Origin of the sequence: Cribrihabitans neustonicus, from assembly GCF_048820895.1 — a bacterium.
In the GTDB taxonomy this organism is placed as follows: Bacteria; Pseudomonadota; Alphaproteobacteria; order Rhodobacterales; family Rhodobacteraceae; genus Cribrihabitans_A; species Cribrihabitans_A neustonicus.
This window is the reverse complement of record NZ_JBMERQ010000002.1, coordinates 320,817-337,453: the sequence shown is the minus strand read 5'-3', so window position 1 is coordinate 337,453 and position 16,637 is coordinate 320,817. Positions and strand designations below refer to the sequence as shown.

General features: G+C 64.6%; 13 protein-coding genes. 4 read left to right on the top strand and 9 right to left on the bottom strand.

Going from position 1 to position 16,637, the window contains the following annotated elements; all coding sequences use genetic code 11:
* Positions 1–126 precede the first annotated feature (126 nt).
* The 5 genes from ACOHWE_RS06740 to cysQ form a co-directional block, all read right to left on the bottom strand.
* Complete coding sequence (locus tag ACOHWE_RS06740; RefSeq protein WP_420665166.1) at positions 127–1,128, bottom strand: glycosyltransferase family 2 protein; 1,002 nt, start codon at positions 1,126–1,128, stop codon at positions 127–129.
* A 52-nt stretch (positions 1,129–1,180) separates the two neighbouring features.
* Complete coding sequence (gene galE, locus ACOHWE_RS06735) at positions 1,181–2,164, bottom strand: UDP-glucose 4-epimerase GalE (RefSeq protein WP_420665165.1); 984 nt, start codon at positions 2,162–2,164, stop codon at positions 1,181–1,183.
* Positions 2,165–2,234: 70 nt separating this feature from the next.
* Positions 2,235–3,128: a UTP--glucose-1-phosphate uridylyltransferase GalU gene (gene galU, locus ACOHWE_RS06730; protein ID WP_420665164.1), complete on the bottom strand. Its 894-nt coding sequence runs from the start codon at positions 3,126–3,128 to the stop codon at positions 2,235–2,237.
* A 185-nt stretch (positions 3,129–3,313) separates the two neighbouring features.
* Positions 3,314–4,114, bottom strand: coding sequence for a 3-deoxy-manno-octulosonate cytidylyltransferase (locus ACOHWE_RS06725; RefSeq protein ID WP_420665162.1), 801 nt, complete (start codon positions 4,112–4,114; stop codon positions 3,314–3,316).
* A complete protein-coding gene (cysQ, locus tag ACOHWE_RS06720; RefSeq protein ID WP_420665910.1) occupies positions 4,114–4,911 on the bottom strand; it encodes a 3'(2'),5'-bisphosphate nucleotidase CysQ in 798 nt (265 codons plus the stop codon). Before cysQ ends, ACOHWE_RS06725 begins: the two co-directional genes overlap by 1 nt.
* Before the next feature lie 132 nt (positions 4,912–5,043).
* Here cysQ and ACOHWE_RS06715 point away from each other — a divergent pair, with 132 nt between their 5' ends.
* Complete coding sequence (locus tag ACOHWE_RS06715) at positions 5,044–5,865, top strand: ABC transporter permease (protein ID WP_420665161.1); 822 nt, start codon at positions 5,044–5,046, stop codon at positions 5,863–5,865.
* Positions 5,866–5,979: 114 nt separating this feature from the next.
* Here ACOHWE_RS06715 and ACOHWE_RS06710 read toward each other — a convergent pair whose 3' ends face one another.
* Positions 5,980–6,582 (bottom strand): alpha-ketoglutarate-dependent dioxygenase AlkB family protein, encoded by a 603-nt coding sequence (locus ACOHWE_RS06710; protein WP_420665159.1) that lies wholly within the window; start codon positions 6,580–6,582, stop codon positions 5,980–5,982.
* A 212-nt stretch (positions 6,583–6,794) separates the two neighbouring features.
* On the opposite strand from ACOHWE_RS06710, the gene dnaK reads away from it, so the two are divergent.
* From dnaK to radC, 3 genes are all read left to right on the top strand, one after another.
* On the top strand, positions 6,795–8,720 hold the full coding sequence (dnaK, locus tag ACOHWE_RS06705; RefSeq protein ID WP_420665157.1) for a molecular chaperone DnaK: 1,926 nt from the start codon (positions 6,795–6,797) through the stop codon (positions 8,718–8,720).
* A 78-nt stretch (positions 8,721–8,798) separates the two neighbouring features.
* Complete coding sequence (gene dnaJ, locus ACOHWE_RS06700; protein ID WP_420665155.1) at positions 8,799–9,959, top strand: molecular chaperone DnaJ; 1,161 nt, start codon at positions 8,799–8,801, stop codon at positions 9,957–9,959.
* Between the two features lie 287 nt (positions 9,960–10,246).
* Positions 10,247–11,011: a RadC family protein gene (gene radC, locus ACOHWE_RS06695; RefSeq protein ID WP_420665153.1), complete on the top strand. Its 765-nt coding sequence runs from the start codon at positions 10,247–10,249 to the stop codon at positions 11,009–11,011.
* 164 nt (positions 11,012–11,175) lie between these two features.
* Here the strand turns inward: radC and ACOHWE_RS06690 are convergent, their stop codons facing one another.
* From ACOHWE_RS06690 to secA, 3 genes are all read right to left on the bottom strand, one after another.
* A complete protein-coding gene (locus ACOHWE_RS06690) occupies positions 11,176–12,729 on the bottom strand; it encodes a phosphate ABC transporter substrate-binding/OmpA family protein (protein WP_420665152.1) in 1,554 nt (517 codons plus the stop codon).
* A gap of 24 nt (positions 12,730–12,753) precedes the next feature.
* Entirely contained in the window at positions 12,754–13,674 is a 921-nt protein-coding gene (locus tag ACOHWE_RS06685) for a hypothetical protein (RefSeq protein WP_420665151.1), read from the bottom strand.
* A gap of 242 nt (positions 13,675–13,916) precedes the next feature.
* Positions 13,917–16,610 carry a preprotein translocase subunit SecA gene (gene secA, locus ACOHWE_RS06680; RefSeq protein ID WP_420665150.1) on the bottom strand — a complete coding sequence of 898 codons (2,694 nt, stop codon included), beginning with the start codon at positions 16,608–16,610 and terminating at the stop codon, positions 13,917–13,919.
* Between the last annotated feature and the right edge of the window lie 27 nt (positions 16,611–16,637).

Sequence of the window (16,637 nt, the reverse complement as noted above, 5' to 3'; positions counted from 1 at the left end):
GCTTAAATACAGGGAGCGCGCTCACCTGCCGGGAAAATGCCCGGCCCTGCCTCTCTCGCTTCGTGGCAATATGTCATGGACCCGCCAGCCGGACAACGGATTTGCACCCGGGCCGTATTTGCCCTGTCAGTTCCAGCCTCCGCGCGTCATCAGGCCCAGCGCTTCCAGCTGCTGCCAGCCCTCGTAGCGCAGCGCGCCCGGATGCCAGAGATCCGGCCCCGCGATAATGCGCTCGTAGTACAGGTCAAAGTCCTCGGGCTGCGAGAAATGCTGCCCGCGCAGCCTTTCTGTTTCCGACCTGGAAACGACCTCCGGCAGAAACTTGGTGTGCAGCAGCACGCCGGACGGCCCCGGACCGCCTGGGCCGCAGTAGAATGCGTTAAGCCGAGGCGGCAGCAGGGAATGCGTCGAATTCAGGTAGACATAGCGCCGGTTCCATTTCACCAGAGGGATCTTGTTCAGGGTCGGGGAACGCGCGGGTTCGTCTTGGAAGAACACCCGCTCCCGCGCCCCACCCTGCAGCCAGAGGTTTCCTGCCGGATGCTGCCGTACCGCGTGGAAAGGGCCAGCGTCGAACCATTGCAGCACCTCGCAAGGGTGCTGGCCAGGAGTGTAGTCCCCCTGGCCCAGCGGGCCTTTGGGGTACATGTCCAGCATCAGCGCGCCGAAGGCCGGCACGCCTTCGCGGTCAAGCCACCCGGTCAGGTCGCGCAGCGAGCGGCTGTCCGCATGCGGGTAGGTCAGGATCTCGTCGGCATCCGCAGTCAGGCACCATTTGCCATGGCCGTAGCGGATCTGCAGCCAAGTCAGCCAATCCACCCCGAAACGGCTGCCGCGGTAGCTGGCGGTTGTCTGCCAGAGCGAGACATCGGGGTGCTCCAGCAGCAGGTCTGCGGTCCCGTCCTCGCTGCCATTGTCGACAAAGAGGAAATGCCCTACGCCGGCGCGGCGGTAGTGGTCGAGGTAGAAGGGCAGGCGGGCGGCCTCGTTCCTCACGACCGAGAAGCACAGGAGCGGCGCGGCCTCGATCAGCCCGGTGTGCCTTGCGCGGCAGGCCAGCTGGTGCCGCGCCCGCAGCGCCCGCCACAACAGCCGCCGCCGCTTCCAGCGCAGACGGTAGGCCGCCACCGCCCCGGTTGGCCTGGCACGCGCAGCGCCGGGGGCAGCGGCGGCCGGCACCTCAGCGTGCGTAATGGCCTGTCTGGTGCCACTTCCAGGCATCGGCGATCATCAGCTCCAGCGTCGAGCGGCGCGGCTCCCAGCCAAGTTCGGTAACTGCCCGGGTCGAGCCGGAAACCAGCTTGGTGCAATCCCCTGCCCGCCGCGGTCCGGTAGTGCAGGGCACCTTCCGACCGGTCACCGCTTCGGCCTTGTCCATCACCTCGCGCACCGAAAAGCCCGAACCGGTGCCAAGGTTGAAAACCTGGGCGCCCTTGCCCGCTTCCAGCCACTTCAGCCCCAGCACATGCGCATCCACCAGATCGCAGACATGCACGTAATCGCGAATGCAGGTGCCGTCCGGTGTGTCATAATCGGTGCCGAAAATGGTGAGCGCATCGCGCTTGCCCGAGATCGCGTCCAGCACCAGCGGGACCAGATGAGTTTCGGGGCGGTGGAACTCGCCCACCTCGGCCTCCGGGTCGGCGCCGGCCACGTTGAAATAGCGGAAGATTACCGCGTTCAGCCCGTGCGCGGCACCGAAATCCTTGAGGATATCCTCCACCGCGCGCTTGGACGCGCCGTACGCGTTGAGCGGCAGCTGCGGGGTGTTTTCGTCCAGCACCACGTTGTCATGCTCGCCATAGGTCGCGCAGGTCGAGGAAAACACGAAGTTCAGGCAGCCCGCCGCGACGGCGGCTTCCACCAGGTTTAGCGATCCGCCCGTATTGTTGGCCCAGTAACGACCCGGCTCGCTCATTGCTTCGCCCACCTGGCTCAGCGCCGCGAAATGCATCACCGCCGCCGGCTTGTACTTGGCAAAGACCTCGTCCAGCCGGGCGCGGTCGTTCAGATCACCCTGCTCGAAGGGGCCGAACTTGACTGCCTCCTGCCAGCCGGTAGCGAGGTTGTCATAGGTCACAGGGGTGTAGCCTGCGTGTTTCAGGGCCTTGCAGGCATGGGACCCGATATAGCCGGCGCCGCCGGTAACCAGAATGTTCGTCACTGTCGCTGCTCTTCTCTGCGGCCGCCCCGGCATTCGCGGGCGGGGCTTGCCCGGTTCCGTTTCATCCGCCTTACTGCGCGGCCTTGCTCATCTGTGAAATCTCAGTGATATAGTTCATCAGATCGTCGCGCAGATCGTCCCGGGCCAGCGCAAAGGCCACAGTAGCCTGCAGGAAACCCGACTTGGAGCCGCAATCAAAGCGCTGCCCGTTGAAGCGGTAGCCGTAGACCGGCACGTTCTTGGCAATATCCTCTGCGATGGCATCGGTCAGCTGAATCTCACCGCCCGCGCCATGCTTGCGCTTGTTGAGGTTCTTCAGGACCGAGGGCGCCAGGATATAGCGGCCGATCACCGCCAGATTTGAGGGGGCATCCCCGGCCTTGGGCTTTTCTACCATGCCGTTGGCGGAGACGACCCGGCCCATGTCTTCTTTCACGTCGAGCACTCCGTATGATGACGTTTTCTCCGGCGCGACCTCCATCGCGGCCACCATGTTGCCTCCGGTTTCCTCGTAGGCTTCGACCATCTGCTGGAGGCAGGGCTTTTCTGCCGCGATCACATCGTCGGGCAGGATCACCGCGAAAGGCTCGTTGGCAATCAGGCGCCGCGCACACCAGACCGCGTGGCCCAGACCCAGGGCCTTGTGCTGGCGGATATAGGCGATGGCGCCGCTTTCCATGTTGGTGCTCTGCAGCACCTCCAGAAGCTCCTCCTTGCCCTTCTTGCGCAATTCCTGCTCGAGAACCGGAGAGTGGTCGAAGTAGTCCTCCAGCGCGCCCTTGCCGCGGGAGGTCACGAAGATGAACTCCTTGATGCCAGCCGCACGCGCCTCATCAATGGCGTATTGCACCAGCGGCCGGTCAACCAGCGTCATGATTTCCTTCGGTACCGATTTTGTGGCCGGCAGGAAGCGTGTCCCCAGACCTGCGACCGGGAAAATGGCTTTTGTGACTTTTTTGCGCATGGCGTTCTCTCAAAACATGAATGCCCGGGGGTGCGGCGTGCCGGTTGTTCTTCACCGGCTGGTTCAGCGCGACATTGCCCGGAAGTTCCCAACAATACATGAAGCCCTAGCACACTGGAGCCGCTGCGTCATGCGGTGGCGCAGAGCCCTTGCGGGCCGGTTCTGCAGTAATCCCCTCTACCCGCTCACTCTTGCCCCATCTTCCTCATCATAGCCTCCAGACGTGAAACGTCCTCAGGGTTGTTCAGTTCCCAGAACTCCCGCCCGCGGGCCTCGACCTCGACGCAGAGCACCTTGCGGCCGTTCTCCAGGAACCGCAGCTGCTCCAGGCCCTCCAGCCTCTCCAGCGGCCCCGCCGCCCAGCCAGAATAGGCTGCCAGCGCCTCAGGCCGGTAGGCATAAACACCGACATGATGAAAAACCGGCGTCTTTTCGCCTTCGGAAAAGGTCTGCGCACAAAACGGTATCACTTCTTTGGAGAAGTAGAGCGCACTGTGGTCCGAGGCAAACACCGCTGTGGTGCCGCCAACCCGCCCGGCCTTGCGGTCCGCCAGCAGGCTGTTGAGCGCCGCGCCATCACAGCGCAGCACCGGGGTGGCCAGCTCCATTTGCGGCGCCGCGCGCAGGCCCTCCACCAAATCCTCGACAAACCAATGGGGGGTCAGCGGCGCGTCACCCTGCAGGTTCACGACAACTTCGTACCCGCCGCCCAGCGCCGCATGCGCTTCGGCACAGCGCTCCGTGCCATTGGCGCACTCGGACGCGGTCATCACCACCTCCGCGCCGAAGCCTTCGGCCGCCTGGCGGATGCGATCATCATCCGTCGCCACAACCACCCGGTCCGCGCCAGCCACGGAGATGGCCGCGCGCCAGGAGCGTTCGATCAGTGTCCGCTTCTCCCCGGTGGCGCCGGTCAACCCGACCAGCGGCTTGCCCGGATAGCGAGTGGAAGCATAGCGGGCGGGGATGACGATCAGCACAGACATCAGGCTTCCTTCAGTTCCACACCAGGTGCGTAAGCGATGAAGAAGGGGTTCGCAAAGCCTTCCTTGCCGTAAACCAGCGGGGAGTGATCGTCGAACCGGGCCACTTTGCCGCCGGCACCCGCCAGCACCGCGTGGCCGGCCGCGGTGTCCCACTCCATAGTGCGGCCGACGCGCGGGTAGAGATCGGCTTCGCCGGTGGCAACCAGGCAGAACTTCAGCGAGGAGCCCGCGCTCTTCATGTCCTTCACGCTGTACTTGCCGATGTAGTCGTCGGTGGCCTGGTCCCGGTGCGATTTTGACGCCACAACCATCAGAGCGGAGTTGTCGCTGTCGGCCACCCGGATCGGATTTGCGGGCCCGGGGGTTTCGGGATCAAAAGCGCCTGTCTCCTCTACCGCAGTACCATCGGCGAGTGTGTAGAACATCCGCTCCTTTGCGGGCGCATAAACGACGCCGCGGGTGGGCGTACCGTTCTCCACCAGCGCAATGTTCACGGTGAAATCGCCGCGGCGGTGGATGAACTCCTTTGTGCCGTCGAGCGGGTCGACGATCAGGAAGGTGTCGCCGCGCGCCGTGTGAGAAGCCGCTTGCTCCTCGGTCACCAGCATCACGTCCGGGAAAGCCGCCCGCAAGCCGTTTGAGATCAGCGCATCCGCCGCCTCATCCGCGGCGGTAACAGGGCTTTCGTCCGATTTCACCTTCACGCCGAAGTCCTCGGAATTGTAGATCTCCATGATGGCCTTGCCTGCCTCGATGGCAAGGCGGCGGATCACGGGCACCAGCTCTTCATATGTCACGCTTTTGGGCACGGTGGCTCTCCCCAAACCGGGTTTAATTGAAAATTTGCCTGGGCCCCCTTATGCTGCCCCGGCGGCCAAACGGCAAGAAGCCGCAGCATTCAGAGCAGAGATCACAGGCCCGCAGGTTTCATGTTTCAGCCCCGCCCCCAGCGCTCGCGCCTCTCCGGCCTCCTGATGATGGGGGAGGTTGTATTCCACGCGGTGGTGCGCAGCGTGCGATCCAAGCACAACAACGCACTCCTGGCGCTTGGGCTGAACCTGATGCAGGCGGTCCTCTTCGTGCTGGCCTTCTATGTGATGTTTGCGGTGCTGGGCTTGCGCGGTTCAGCCATCCGTGGCGACTTCCTGCTCTACGTAATGTCGGGCATCTTCCTGTTCCTGATCCACACCAAAACGGTGAGCGCGGTAGCCAGCGCCGAAGGGCCCAGCAGCCCGATGATGCAGCATGCGCCGATGAATACGGTGGTGGCGATCCTGTCGGCAGCGATCGGGGCGCTCTACATTCAGGTGCTGTCGCTGTTTATAATCCTCTTTGTCTACCACGTGGCCTTTACGCCCCTGCATATCGAGGAGCCCGTGGCAGCATTCGGCATGGTGCTTTTGTCCTGGTTCACCGGCGCGGCGGTGGGGCTGGTGTTCCTGGTACTGAAACCCTGGGCGCCCAGCGTGGTCGGAATCCTCACGATGATCTATCAGCGGGCCAACATGATTGCCTCGGGCAAAATGTTCCTGGCCAATACGCTGCCCAGCTTCATGCTGGCGATGTTCGACTGGAACCCGCTGTTCCACTGCATCGACCAGGCCCGCGGCTTTGTCTTCATCAATTACAACCCGCACTTCAGCTCCTGGCACTATGCAGTCTCGGTGGCGATGGTGCTCCTGATGATCGGCCTGATGGGCGAATTCTACACCCGCCGCCATGTCTCCATCAGCTGGAGCGCCAAGCGCTAGCGGCGTGCGCCGGAAGGGACAGCAGGACAGCCCCCTGGATCCAAGCGGTGAGCCGCGCCCCGCCGGCGAGATTCGGCAGCCTCACGCCCTTGTTCCGCGCGGGGGCCAGGCCTCTCAGGTCACCACTCGCAGGGTGAGGTTGATCCGCCCGCCCTTCGGCAGCAGCCGCGAGGACTTGAAGCGGATGCGGTCAACCCCGTGATAGGTGAGCCGTGCCCCGCCCCCCATCACCACCACATCTCCCGAGTTGAGCCAGACCGATTCCGTCTTGCCGCCACGGGTCCGGTTGCCGATGCGGAACAGCCCGTCGTCGCCCAGCGAGACCGAGACCACGGGATAGGAGAAATCCGCCTCGTCCTTGTCCTGGTGCAGCCCCATGCGGGCCCCTTCGCCATAGTAGTTCAACAGGCAGCACTCAGGCCGCCGCTCGAGCCCGGTCACCTCATCCCAGATTTCGAGCACCTCAGCCGGAATCTCCGGCCAGTCCTGCCCGGCCGGGTGCTGCTCGGCATAGCGGTAGCCCGTGGCATCCGCATACCAGCCGAAGCGGCCGGCCGAGGTCATCCGCACCGACATCTGCCCGCCCCCCGGCACCCGGGGCGAAAACAGCGGCGCGGCTTTGAGGACTGGCCGCAGCGCCTCGATCAAGGCGGCCTGCCGGGCCGGGTCCAGGCAGCCCTTATGTATCTCGAATCCGCGCACATTCAGAACAGGCATCACCATTCATCCGTTGTTAACCGTACCCCGTGCAAAAAAGCGCATTGAATCGCGGCTGGCGGCTCAATCTGGCGGTTGCAGGGGCGTTTTCTGCTCCCTATATACGCCGGGACGCGGGGAGGTGCAGGCCAAACCGCAACAGGATCGGGGCCGGAATGCCACAACGGGTTCACGCCTCGGGTAATCGCCTTGAAACGTAAAAGGGATCGAAAATGAGCAAAGTTATCGGGATCGACCTGGGTACGACGAACTCGTGCGTGGCCATCATGGACGGCTCGCAGCCCCGCGTGATCGAGAACGCCGAGGGCGCACGCACCACACCGTCGATTGTTGCCTTCACCGAGGACGAGCGCCTGGTGGGCCAGCCGGCCAAGCGCCAGGCCGTGACCAACCCCAACAACACCATCTTTGGCGTCAAGCGCCTGATCGGCCGGCGCATCGACGATGCGGCCGTAACCAAAGACAAGAAGATGGTGCCCTACTCCATCGTCGACGGCGGCAATGGCGACGCCTGGGTGGAAGCGCGCGGCGAGAAGTATTCGCCCTCGCAGATTTCTGCCTTCACCTTGGGCAAGATGAAGGAAACCGCGGAATCCTATCTGGGCGAGGAAGTCACCCAGGCGGTGATCACCGTGCCCGCCTACTTCAACGACGCCCAGCGTCAGGCCACCAAGGACGCGGGCAAGATCGCTGGCCTTGAAGTGCTGCGCATCATCAACGAGCCGACCGCAGCCGCGCTGGCCTATGGCCTCGACAAACAGGATACCCACACCATCGCGGTCTACGACCTCGGCGGCGGCACCTTCGATGTCACCATCCTGGAAATCGACGACGGCCTGTTCGAGGTGAAGTCGACCAACGGCGACACTTTCCTGGGCGGCGAAGACTTCGACATGCGCATCGTGAACTACCTTGCAGAGGAGTTCAAAAAGGAGAACGGTGTCGATCTGTCCAAGGACAAGATGGCCCTGCAGCGCCTGAAGGAAGCTGCCGAAAAAGCCAAGATTGAACTGTCGTCCACCTCTCAGACCGAGATCAACCAGCCGTTTATCTCGATGGGCGCCGACGGCCAGCCGCTGCACCTGGTGATGAAACTGACCCGTGCAAAGCTGGAAAGCCTGGTTGCAGACCTGATCAAGCGCTCGATGGATCCCTGCAAGGCGGCCCTGAAGGACGCAGGCCTCTCCGCCTCCGACATCGACGAGGTGGTGCTGGTCGGCGGCATGACCCGCATGCCCAAGGTCATCGAAGAGGTGACCAAGTTCTTCGGCAAGGAGCCGCACAAGGGCGTGAACCCGGATGAGGTGGTTGCCATGGGTGCCGCCATCCAGGCCGGCGTTCTGCAGGGCGACGTGAAAGACGTGGTGCTGCTCGACGTGACGCCGCTGTCGCTCGGGATCGAAACCCTGGGCGGTGTCTTCACCCGCCTGATCGACCGCAACACCACCATTCCGACCAAGAAGAGCCAGGTGTTCTCGACCGCAGAAGACAACCAGAACGCGGTGACCATCCGGGTCTTCCAGGGTGAGCGGGAAATGGCAGCCGACAACAAGATGCTGGGCCAGTTCAATCTGGAGAACATCCCGCCGGCGCCGCGCGGCATGCCGCAGATCGAAGTCACCTTCGACATCGACGCCAACGGCATCGTCTCGGTGTCCGCGAAGGACAAAGGCACCGGCAAGGAGCAGAAGATCACCATCCAGGCCTCCGGCGGTCTCACCGACGAGGATATCGAAAAGATGGTCAAGGACGCCGAAGCCAACGCCGAGGCGGACAAGGAGCGCCGCGAGCTGGTGGAAGCCAAGAACCAGGCCGAATCTCTCATTCACTCGACCGAGAAGTCGATCGAGGAGCACGGCGACAAGGTCGACCCCTCCACCATCGAGGCGATCGAGCTGGCCGTGGCCGCGCTGAAGGACGATCTGGAAAACGAAAAGGTCAAAGCCGACAAGATCAAGTCCGGCATCCAGAACGTGACCGAAGCCGCCATGAAGCTGGGTGAAGCGATCTACAAGGCCCAGGCCGATGAGGCCTCCGGCGAAGACGAGCCGGCCGCTGCCGACGAATCGGCAGCCGGTCCTGGCGACGATGACATCGTGGATGCTGAGTTCGAAGACCTGGACGACAGCAAGCGCTAACGCCTGAAACCAGGCCGCAGCGGGCCGGTCCGGACCCCGGACCGGCCCATTTTACGTTGAGGCTGATGGGGTTAACCGATGTCAAAACGCGACTACTACGATATTCTAGGGGTGTCCAAGGGCGCCTCTCCCGACGAGATCAAGAAGGCCTACCGCAAGAAGGCCAAGGAACTGCACCCCGACCGGAATAAGGACAACCCGGAATCGGAGGCGCAGTTCAAGGAGGCCAATGAGGCCTATGAAGTCCTGAAAGACGCGGACAAGAAAGCTGCCTACGACCGCTTCGGGCATGCGGCCTTCGAAAACGGCATGGGCGGCGCCCGTGGCGGGGCCGGCGGCAGCCAGGGCTTTGGCAGCGGCGACTTCTCCTCCGCCTTTTCAGATGTCTTCGACGATCTGTTCGGGGATTTCATGGGCGGCCGCGGTGGCGGCGGCGGGCGGCAGCGCGCCGCGCGGGGCGCCGACCTGCGCTATAACCTGCGCGTCACGCTGGAGGAAGCCTTCTCCGGCCTGCACAAAACCATCCGCGTGCCCACTTCGGTGGCCTGCGGCTCCTGCGAGGGCACCGGTGCCGAAGGCGGGGTCGAGCCCTCCACCTGCCCGACCTGTTCCGGCATGGGCAAGGTGCGGGCGCAGCAGGGGTTCTTTACCGTCGAACGCACCTGCCCGACCTGCTCGGGCCTGGGCCAGATCATCAAGAACCCGTGCAAGACCTGCCACGGCCACGGCCGCGTCGAGAAGGACCGCTCGCTGTCGGTGAACATCCCGGCAGGGGTGGAAACCGGGACCCGCATCCGTCTCGCCGGCGAGGGCGAAGCGGGGCTGCGCGGCGGTCCTCCGGGCGATCTCTACATCTTCGTGGAGGTGGCCGCGCACAAGCTGTTCGAGCGTGACGGCAACAACCTCTACTGCCGGGTTCCGGTGAGCATGGCCAAGGCCGCGCTTGGCGGCGCCATTGAGGTGCCCACGATCGACGGCGGCCGCGGCCGGGTGCAGATCCCCGAGGGCAGCCAGTCCGGCCGCCAGATGCGCCTGCGCGGCAAAGGCATGCCCGCCCTGCGCGGCGGTGCGCCCGGTGATATGTTCATCGAGCTGGCCGTGGAAACTCCGGTGAGCCTCACCGCGCGCCAGAAGGAGCTTCTGCGCGAGTTCGAGGACATTTCGGAAGACGCCACCAACCCCGAATCCCGCAGCTTCTTCTCCTCGGTGAAAAGCTTCTGGGATGGCATGAAGGGCTGAGCAAGCTTCCCGGGACGCTCCGGGGATCGTTTGGTCTGCAAACGGGCCAGCCTTGGGCCTTGCCTGCAATTAGCTAGATTAAAAAACGCCCCGCCCGGGGCGTTTTTCTTTTCCTCCCGCCTCGGAACCCGGGCCGGAGGCGTCTGGCTGGCAGCGACCAGGCGGCAATGGTGCGGCGCAATGGCTGCACGTATCGGCCAACTGGCGTGCAGGGAACGGTCGGCTTTTTACGCAGCCTTACCGCAGCGGTTAACCAGACGGAAACCATAGCGCAGCCACCCTGCCCCATGCCCAAGCATCGCGCCTTCGAGGAAGCCACCCTGCCGCTGTTTCCCGACAGTACCCCGGCCGCGCCGGTGCTCCCCGCCGGCAGCCGCCTGCCTTCCTACATCCGCGACCACCGCGCCCGCCTGCGCAGCCGCTTTATGCAGGGCGGTGCCACGGCGGTACCCGATTACGAGCTGCTGGAACTGGTTCTCTTCCGTTCCATCCCGCGGCAGGACGTGAAACCGATCGCCCGCCGGCTCATCGACGCCTTTGGCGATTTCAACCGCGTCATCACCGCGCCGCCGGAGCGGCTGGCCCAGGTAAAGGGCATTGGCGAGGCGGTGATTACCGACCTTAAGGTGCTGGAGGCCGCCGCCCACCGAATGGCCCGTGCGCGGATCATGAAACGGCAGGTGATCTCCAGCTGGGACGCCCTGCTTGACTACTGCCATACCACCATGGCGCACCGCGAGACGGAGCAATTCCGCATCCTGTTCCTGGACCGCAAGAACGTGCTGATTGCCGATGAGGAACAGGCCCGCGGCACAGTCGACCACGTGCCTGTCTACCCCCGCGAGGTCGCCAAACGCGCCCTGGAACTCAACGCTAGCGCCTTGATCCTGGTGCACAATCACCCTTCAGGCGACCCCACGCCTTCGGACAGCGACATCTCTATCACCGGCCAGATCCAAACCGCGCTCTCGGCCCTCGGTATCGTGCTGCACGACCATCTCATCATCGGCAAATCCGCCGAGCTGAGCTTCCGGGCGCAAGGCTATCTCTGACCTGCCGAGCCTCACTCGGCAAGCCGCGCAGTCCGCCCCCGCCTGCTGGTCCGCTGTCTGCGCTGGCGCTCCATGGACGCCTTGGGCAGCGTTGCCGCGCGCGGAAATACGGGCGCAGCCGCCTCAGTGCGGCGCACCCCGGGCGGAGAGCAATCGCTCACCGGTCATCGCACCCAGACCTCAACCCGGCGGTTGACTTGCCGGCCCCAGGCGCTGTCGTCGCAGGCCATCGGCAGCGCCTCGCCAAAGCCCTCGACGCGGATGTCCACCCGGCTCAGATCTGCCGTCTCCGCTGCCTCCAGCACCGCATCGCGCACTGCCCCCGCGCGCTCCAGCGCGATCTCGCGGTTACGCTCCGCGGGGCCTTCGCCGTCGGAGAAGCCGGCAAACACCAGCTCGCCCGCGTCAAATGCTCCCGTCTCCAGTGCCTGGGCCAGCTGATCGATATTGCCGCGGGACTGGGCATCCGGCCGGGAGGAACCGGGCTCGAAGCGGAACGACAGGCTGAGACGCTGCAGCCCGTCGAAGGCCCGCAAGAGCCGCTGCAATTCACCAAGCCCGCTTCCGCCCTCCGCGGCCAGAATCGCATTGGACAGCCGGCTCCCCTGTACCGACAGAGGGATCCGCTCTGCCGCCTGATCGATGAAGCCTGCACGCCGGATCACCAGCTGCGCTGCAGGCCCGCGCGCATAAGAAAGGAAATCCCGCGCCACTTTCGGCAAACGCCGGGCCGGCAGATAGAGGAACATCGGCGCGTTCAGCGGGTAATCTTCGGTTTTCACCGCACGCCGCCCCGCCTTCAGAGCAAATCCGCAAGGCCCCGCCAGGGTCAGCACCCGGGCGGTGCCGGTCTCGGCAAAGCTGCCCACGCCAATGGCAAAGGGGTCGGTCGCCACCGCCCGCACCAGCGCGCTGCTTCGGTCATGGCGGCGGGCCGCGGAGGAGAGCCGTGCGCCATAGGGTGTCATCAGCCGGTCCTCTATGGTCTGCGCCAGGCCTGAACCGGCAACCGGCAGGTGCAGCGCCACCGGCGCGTCCGGCCCGCCAAGGTGCTTCCAGTTCGCGATCTCCCCCGACAGAACCGCCGCCAGCTGCGGCAGGGAGATCTCCCGCACGGGGTTCGCGGGCGCCACCACCGGCACCAGCGCATCCAGCGCGAGCACACGGCTTCGGCCTGGACCGGTCAGATCGCCCAGCCCGGCCCCGCGCGCCATCGCCTGCTCCTGCACCCGGATCTCGCGCAGCGCCATCACGATATCGGCCTGATCCGCCAGCAGCGAGGCGAAGCCTTCGTCGGTGGTGCTGATGTCGAAGGTGAAACGCGCGGCGGGCGCACCGTCGCGCAGGAGGACATAGCTGAAATTGCCGCCCGAAAGCGTCTCCCGCTCGGTCTTGTAGCCGTTGCGCAGGGCAAAGCCCTCGATCAGCGCGGGCAGCAGCACTTCCGCCATCGCCGAGGCGCCGGCGAAGGTGAGCTCCGCCACAAAATCCGACAAGCTGGGGCAGCCCGGCCCCTCGCAGCTTACTCCCGAGCCATCCACCGTCAGCTCGCCAAACTGCGTATGTACCCGATAGAACTCACCGTCAAAGCCCAGAAGATCGCCAGTGATCTCCACCGTCCCGTCCGGCGAGGACAAGGTCACGTCCTGTGCCGCAAGCGGACGGCCCAGCGCGGTCATGAAAAGTGCGGCACAGAGGGCCGCACGCAGAAAGGTCATGGGATTACCTGAGTTTGCCGCAATTCAATTGGCGGCGAGTTTCAGGTTTTCGGCCAGATTATTCAACACCAGAAAGCTACCAGACGCCTCGCAGCCGGGCACCGCCAGAGACAGCTCGCGGCTTTGGAGGCGGCCGCCCTGCAAGTGCAGCGCTTCGGCAAAAATCTCGCGGCCGCAATTGCCGGGCGTCACTTCGGCTTCGGCGGTGAGGGCGGTGCCGGCGGCATTCGCCGCGCTCCGGGTGTAAACCTCGCTGATGCGCGCGCCCGGCTGGCTGCTGCTGCCGAGGCGAATCAGACGCGGCGGAGCATCGCTCGCCCCCGCCTGGTCCGCGCCGTGCCAAAGATGCCCCGCGCTGCCATACGCTGCGCCGTTCTCGCGGGCGTGCATTTCGAACCCGCTGCCGGCCCGCCATTGCAGCACGATGCGCTCGACGCTGTCCACATCCGGGACCTGCACGCGCGCTGTGGCTCCATCGCCACTGCCAGTTTCGACGACAAACACCGCGCGCCCGGCCAGCGCAGGTACCCGCGCCTGGTAGCGGCCGGAGCCGTCTAGCGCGGCAGTGAACATCATACCCCGGTGGTGGACGGTGAACGTTTCGCCCGCGCGGCAAGGCGCTTCCACCGACAGATCAACGGAGGCGCCGGCAGCAGGAGCCGCCGCCGCCATGAATGCACAGGCGGGTTTCAGGGCCGCGAGCGGCTCCGCCGCGCGCGCATGCCGGTCCGCGGGGGCGCTCATTCCAGGCCCGGGCGGCACGGAGGTCAGGGTGATGTTCTCGATGGTGAGAGCGGCAGGGCCGGCTTCCGCAGGCAGAAGCGGCACCGCGGGGCGGCTCTGCTCGCGCGCGGTCCCGGCCCCGGCAAACTGCATGAAGGCGCCGATTCCCAGGGCACAGACGAGGGTCGCGGCACCGCTCAAGAGCACGTGTTTGTTCAGCATCATGGCCTCCTGTCCCAAGGGTGGTCGAGGCATCCTCGCACAAAATTCCGGCCAGACTGTGGCCAAGGACGGGTGTGTTTCGGGCAAATTCGGCGGCCAGCCCCGTTTTGTCCCCGATTTGGAAACAACGCCAGCCCGCGCGCAGTGCGCATCAGCGCAGCGGGAACCGGGCGCAAAGTGCTTGGGTGACGGGCGGAAAGGCCCCGGCGCGGCGGGCGCGCCAGAGCCTCATCCGAACAAATTCAGACCAGGCTGCCGTGGCAGTGCTTGAACTTCTTGCCGGAGCCGCAGGGGCATTTGTCATTGCGCGAGGGGTTGCCCCAGGTGGAGGGGTCGTTTTCGACAAAGCCCGGAGCGGGTTCCTCGGCTGCTGGGGCTGCCCGGGCGGCCGCCATCTGCTGCATTGCGGCCTGGCGCGCGGCCATCTCGTGCAGCATCTGCTGCTGCTCTTCCTCGGTCATCGGGCGCACGCGGCTGAGCTGCTGGGTAACCTCTTCGCGCAGGCTGTCCAGCATGCCTTCGAACAGCTGGAAGCTTTCATTCTTATACTCGTTGAGCGGATCGCGCTGCGCATAGCCGCGGAAGCCCACGACCGAGCGCAGGTGCTCCAGCGTCAAAAGGTGCTCGCGCCACTTTTTGTCGATGGTCTGCAAGAGAACCTGCTTTTCGATATTCCGCATGTTCTCGGGCCCGAAGGCCTCGGTCTTCTCCGCCATCAGCTTGTCGGAGGCCTCGACCAGGCGTTCCCGGATCTGCTCGTCATCGACGCCTTCCTCCGCGGCCCACTCTGCCACCGGCAGGTCGAGGCCCAGCTTCTCGCGCACCTGCTCCTGAAGCCCCGCGGTGTCCCACTGGTCGGCGTAGGTCTTGGGCGGCATGAAGGTGTCGGTCAGTTCGTCGATCACGTCATGGCGCATGTCGCCGACGATCTCGGACAGGTCCTCGGCCGCCATGATTTCGCGGCGCTGGCCAAAGATCACCTTGCGCTGGTCGTTCATCACGTCATCGAACTTCAGCACGTTCTTACGCATGTCGAAGTTGCGGCCCTCGACCTTGGCCTGGGCGCGCTCCAGCGACTTGTTCACCCAGGGGTGAATGATCGCCTCGCCCTCTTTCATGCCGAGCGAAGAAAGCAGCTTGTCCAGCCGCTCGGAGCCGAAGATCCGCATCAGATCGTCTTCGAGGCTAAGGTAGAAGCGGGTGCGGCCCGGGTCGCCCTGACGGCCCGAGCGGCCGCGCAGCTGGTTGTCGATGCGGCGGCTTTCGTGACGTTCGGAGGCCATCACGAACAGGCCTCCCGCCTCCAGCACCTTCTGCTTTTCCTCGGCGTGCTTGGCTTCTTCCTCAGCGCGCAGGGCGGCCGGGTCGGCATCCGGGTTCTCGGCCAGGCGTTCCAGTACCCGCATCTCGACATTGCCGCCAAGCTGGATGTCGGTGCCGCGGCCAGCCATGTTGGTGGCGATGGTGACCGCGCCAAGGCGCCCGGCTTCGGCGACGATCTGGGCTTCCTGCTCATGGTGGCGCGCATTCAGCACGTTATGCGGGATGCCCTCTTTCTGCAGCATCTCGCTCAGCAGTTCCGACTTTTCGATCGAGGTGGTGCCCAGAAGGACCGGCTGGCCCTTCTCATGCGCCTTCTTGGCCTCGGCGATCATCGCCTCGTATTTTTCGCGCGCGGTGCGGTAGACCTGGTCGTCCTCGTCGACGCGGGCAATCGGCCGGTTGGTCGGCACTTCAACCACGCCAAGCCCATAGATTTCCTGGAACTCCTCGGCCTCGGTCATCGCAGTGCCGGTCATGCCGGACAGCTTGTCGTAGAGGCGGAAGTAATTCTGGAAGGTCACCGAAGCCAGCGTGGTGTTTTCCGGCTGGATGGTCACCTCTTCCTTGGCTTCGATGGCCTGGTGCAGGCCTTCGGACAGGCGGCGGCCCGGCATCATGCGGCCGGTGAACTCGTCGATCAGCACCACTTCGCCGTTGCGCACGATATAGTCCTTATCGCGCTGAAACAGCTTGTGCGCGCGCAGCGCCTGATTCACGTGGTGCACCACAGTGGTGCTTTCCGGATCGTAGAGCGAGGCGTCCTCTTCCAAGAGCCCCTGCTCCTGCAGAAGCTGCTCGAGAAACTCGTTGCCGTCTTCGGTGAAGGTGACACCGCGGGTCTTTTCGTCGATCTCGTAGTGGTCCTCGGCCAGATGGGGGATCACCTTGTCGATGGTGGCATAAAGCTCCGAGCGGTCTTCCGCCGGGCCGGAGATGATCAGCGGCGTGCGCGCCTCGTCGATCAGGATCGAGTCCACTTCATCGACGATGGCAAAGTTGTGCTGCTTCTGGAACACCTGGTCGAGCGACGGCTTCATGTTGTCGCGGAGGTAGTCGAAGCCCAGCTCGTTGTTGGTGGCATAGGTAACGTCGCAGGCATAAGCGGCCTGCTTTTCCGGGTCGGGCTGGCCGGACCAGATCACGCCGGTGGTCATGCCCAGCTGGTGAAACACCTTGCCCATCCACTCGCTGTCGCGCCTGGCCAGGTATTCGTTCACCGTGACCACATGCACGCCCTTGCCGGTGAGCGCGTTGAGATAAGCCGGGAAAGTCGCCACAAGGGTCTTGCCCTCGCCGGTCTTCATTTCCGCGATATTGCCCTGATGCAGGAACACGCCGCCCATCAGCTGGGTGTCGAATGCGCGCAGCCCCAGCGCGCGTTTGGCAGCCTCGCGCACGTTGGCAAAGGCTTCGGGCAGCAAGTCGTCCAGCCGGGCCCCGTCCAGCGCGCGTTTGCGCAGCTCTTCAGTCTTTCCGATCAGGCCCTCATCGCTCAGCTTCGCGAACTCTTCCTCCAGCGCGTTGATCTGTGCGATCAGCGGCCGCGTCGCCTTGATCTTCCGGTCATTCGGCGTGCCGAAGACCTTTTTGGCGAGTGTTCCGATACCCAGCATGTTTTCTCCAACGGTCCTGTCTGCGGC

Coding starts and splice junctions, on each gene's coding strand:
- galU (WP_420665164.1), bottom strand. CDS start 3,128: ATGCGCAAAAAAGTCACAAAAGCCATTTTCCCGGTCGCAGGTCTGGGG.
- ACOHWE_RS06725 (WP_420665162.1), bottom strand. CDS start 4,114: ATGTCTGTGCTGATCGTCATCCCCGCCCGCTATGCTTCCACTCGCTAT.
- ACOHWE_RS06715 (WP_420665161.1), top strand. CDS start 5,044: ATGTTTCAGCCCCGCCCCCAGCGCTCGCGCCTCTCCGGCCTCCTGATG.
- ACOHWE_RS06710 (WP_420665159.1), bottom strand. CDS start 6,582: ATGCCTGTTCTGAATGTGCGCGGATTCGAGATACATAAGGGCTGCCTG.
- dnaK (WP_420665157.1), top strand. CDS start 6,795: ATGAGCAAAGTTATCGGGATCGACCTGGGTACGACGAACTCGTGCGTG.
- dnaJ (WP_420665155.1), top strand. CDS start 8,799: ATGTCAAAACGCGACTACTACGATATTCTAGGGGTGTCCAAGGGCGCC.
- radC (WP_420665153.1), top strand. CDS start 10,247: ATGCCCAAGCATCGCGCCTTCGAGGAAGCCACCCTGCCGCTGTTTCCC.
- ACOHWE_RS06690 (WP_420665152.1), bottom strand. CDS start 12,729: ATGACCTTTCTGCGTGCGGCCCTCTGTGCCGCACTTTTCATGACCGCG.
- ACOHWE_RS06685 (WP_420665151.1), bottom strand. CDS start 13,674: ATGCTGAACAAACACGTGCTCTTGAGCGGTGCCGCGACCCTCGTCTGT.
- secA (WP_420665150.1), bottom strand. CDS start 16,610: ATGCTGGGTATCGGAACACTCGCCAAAAAGGTCTTCGGCACGCCGAAT.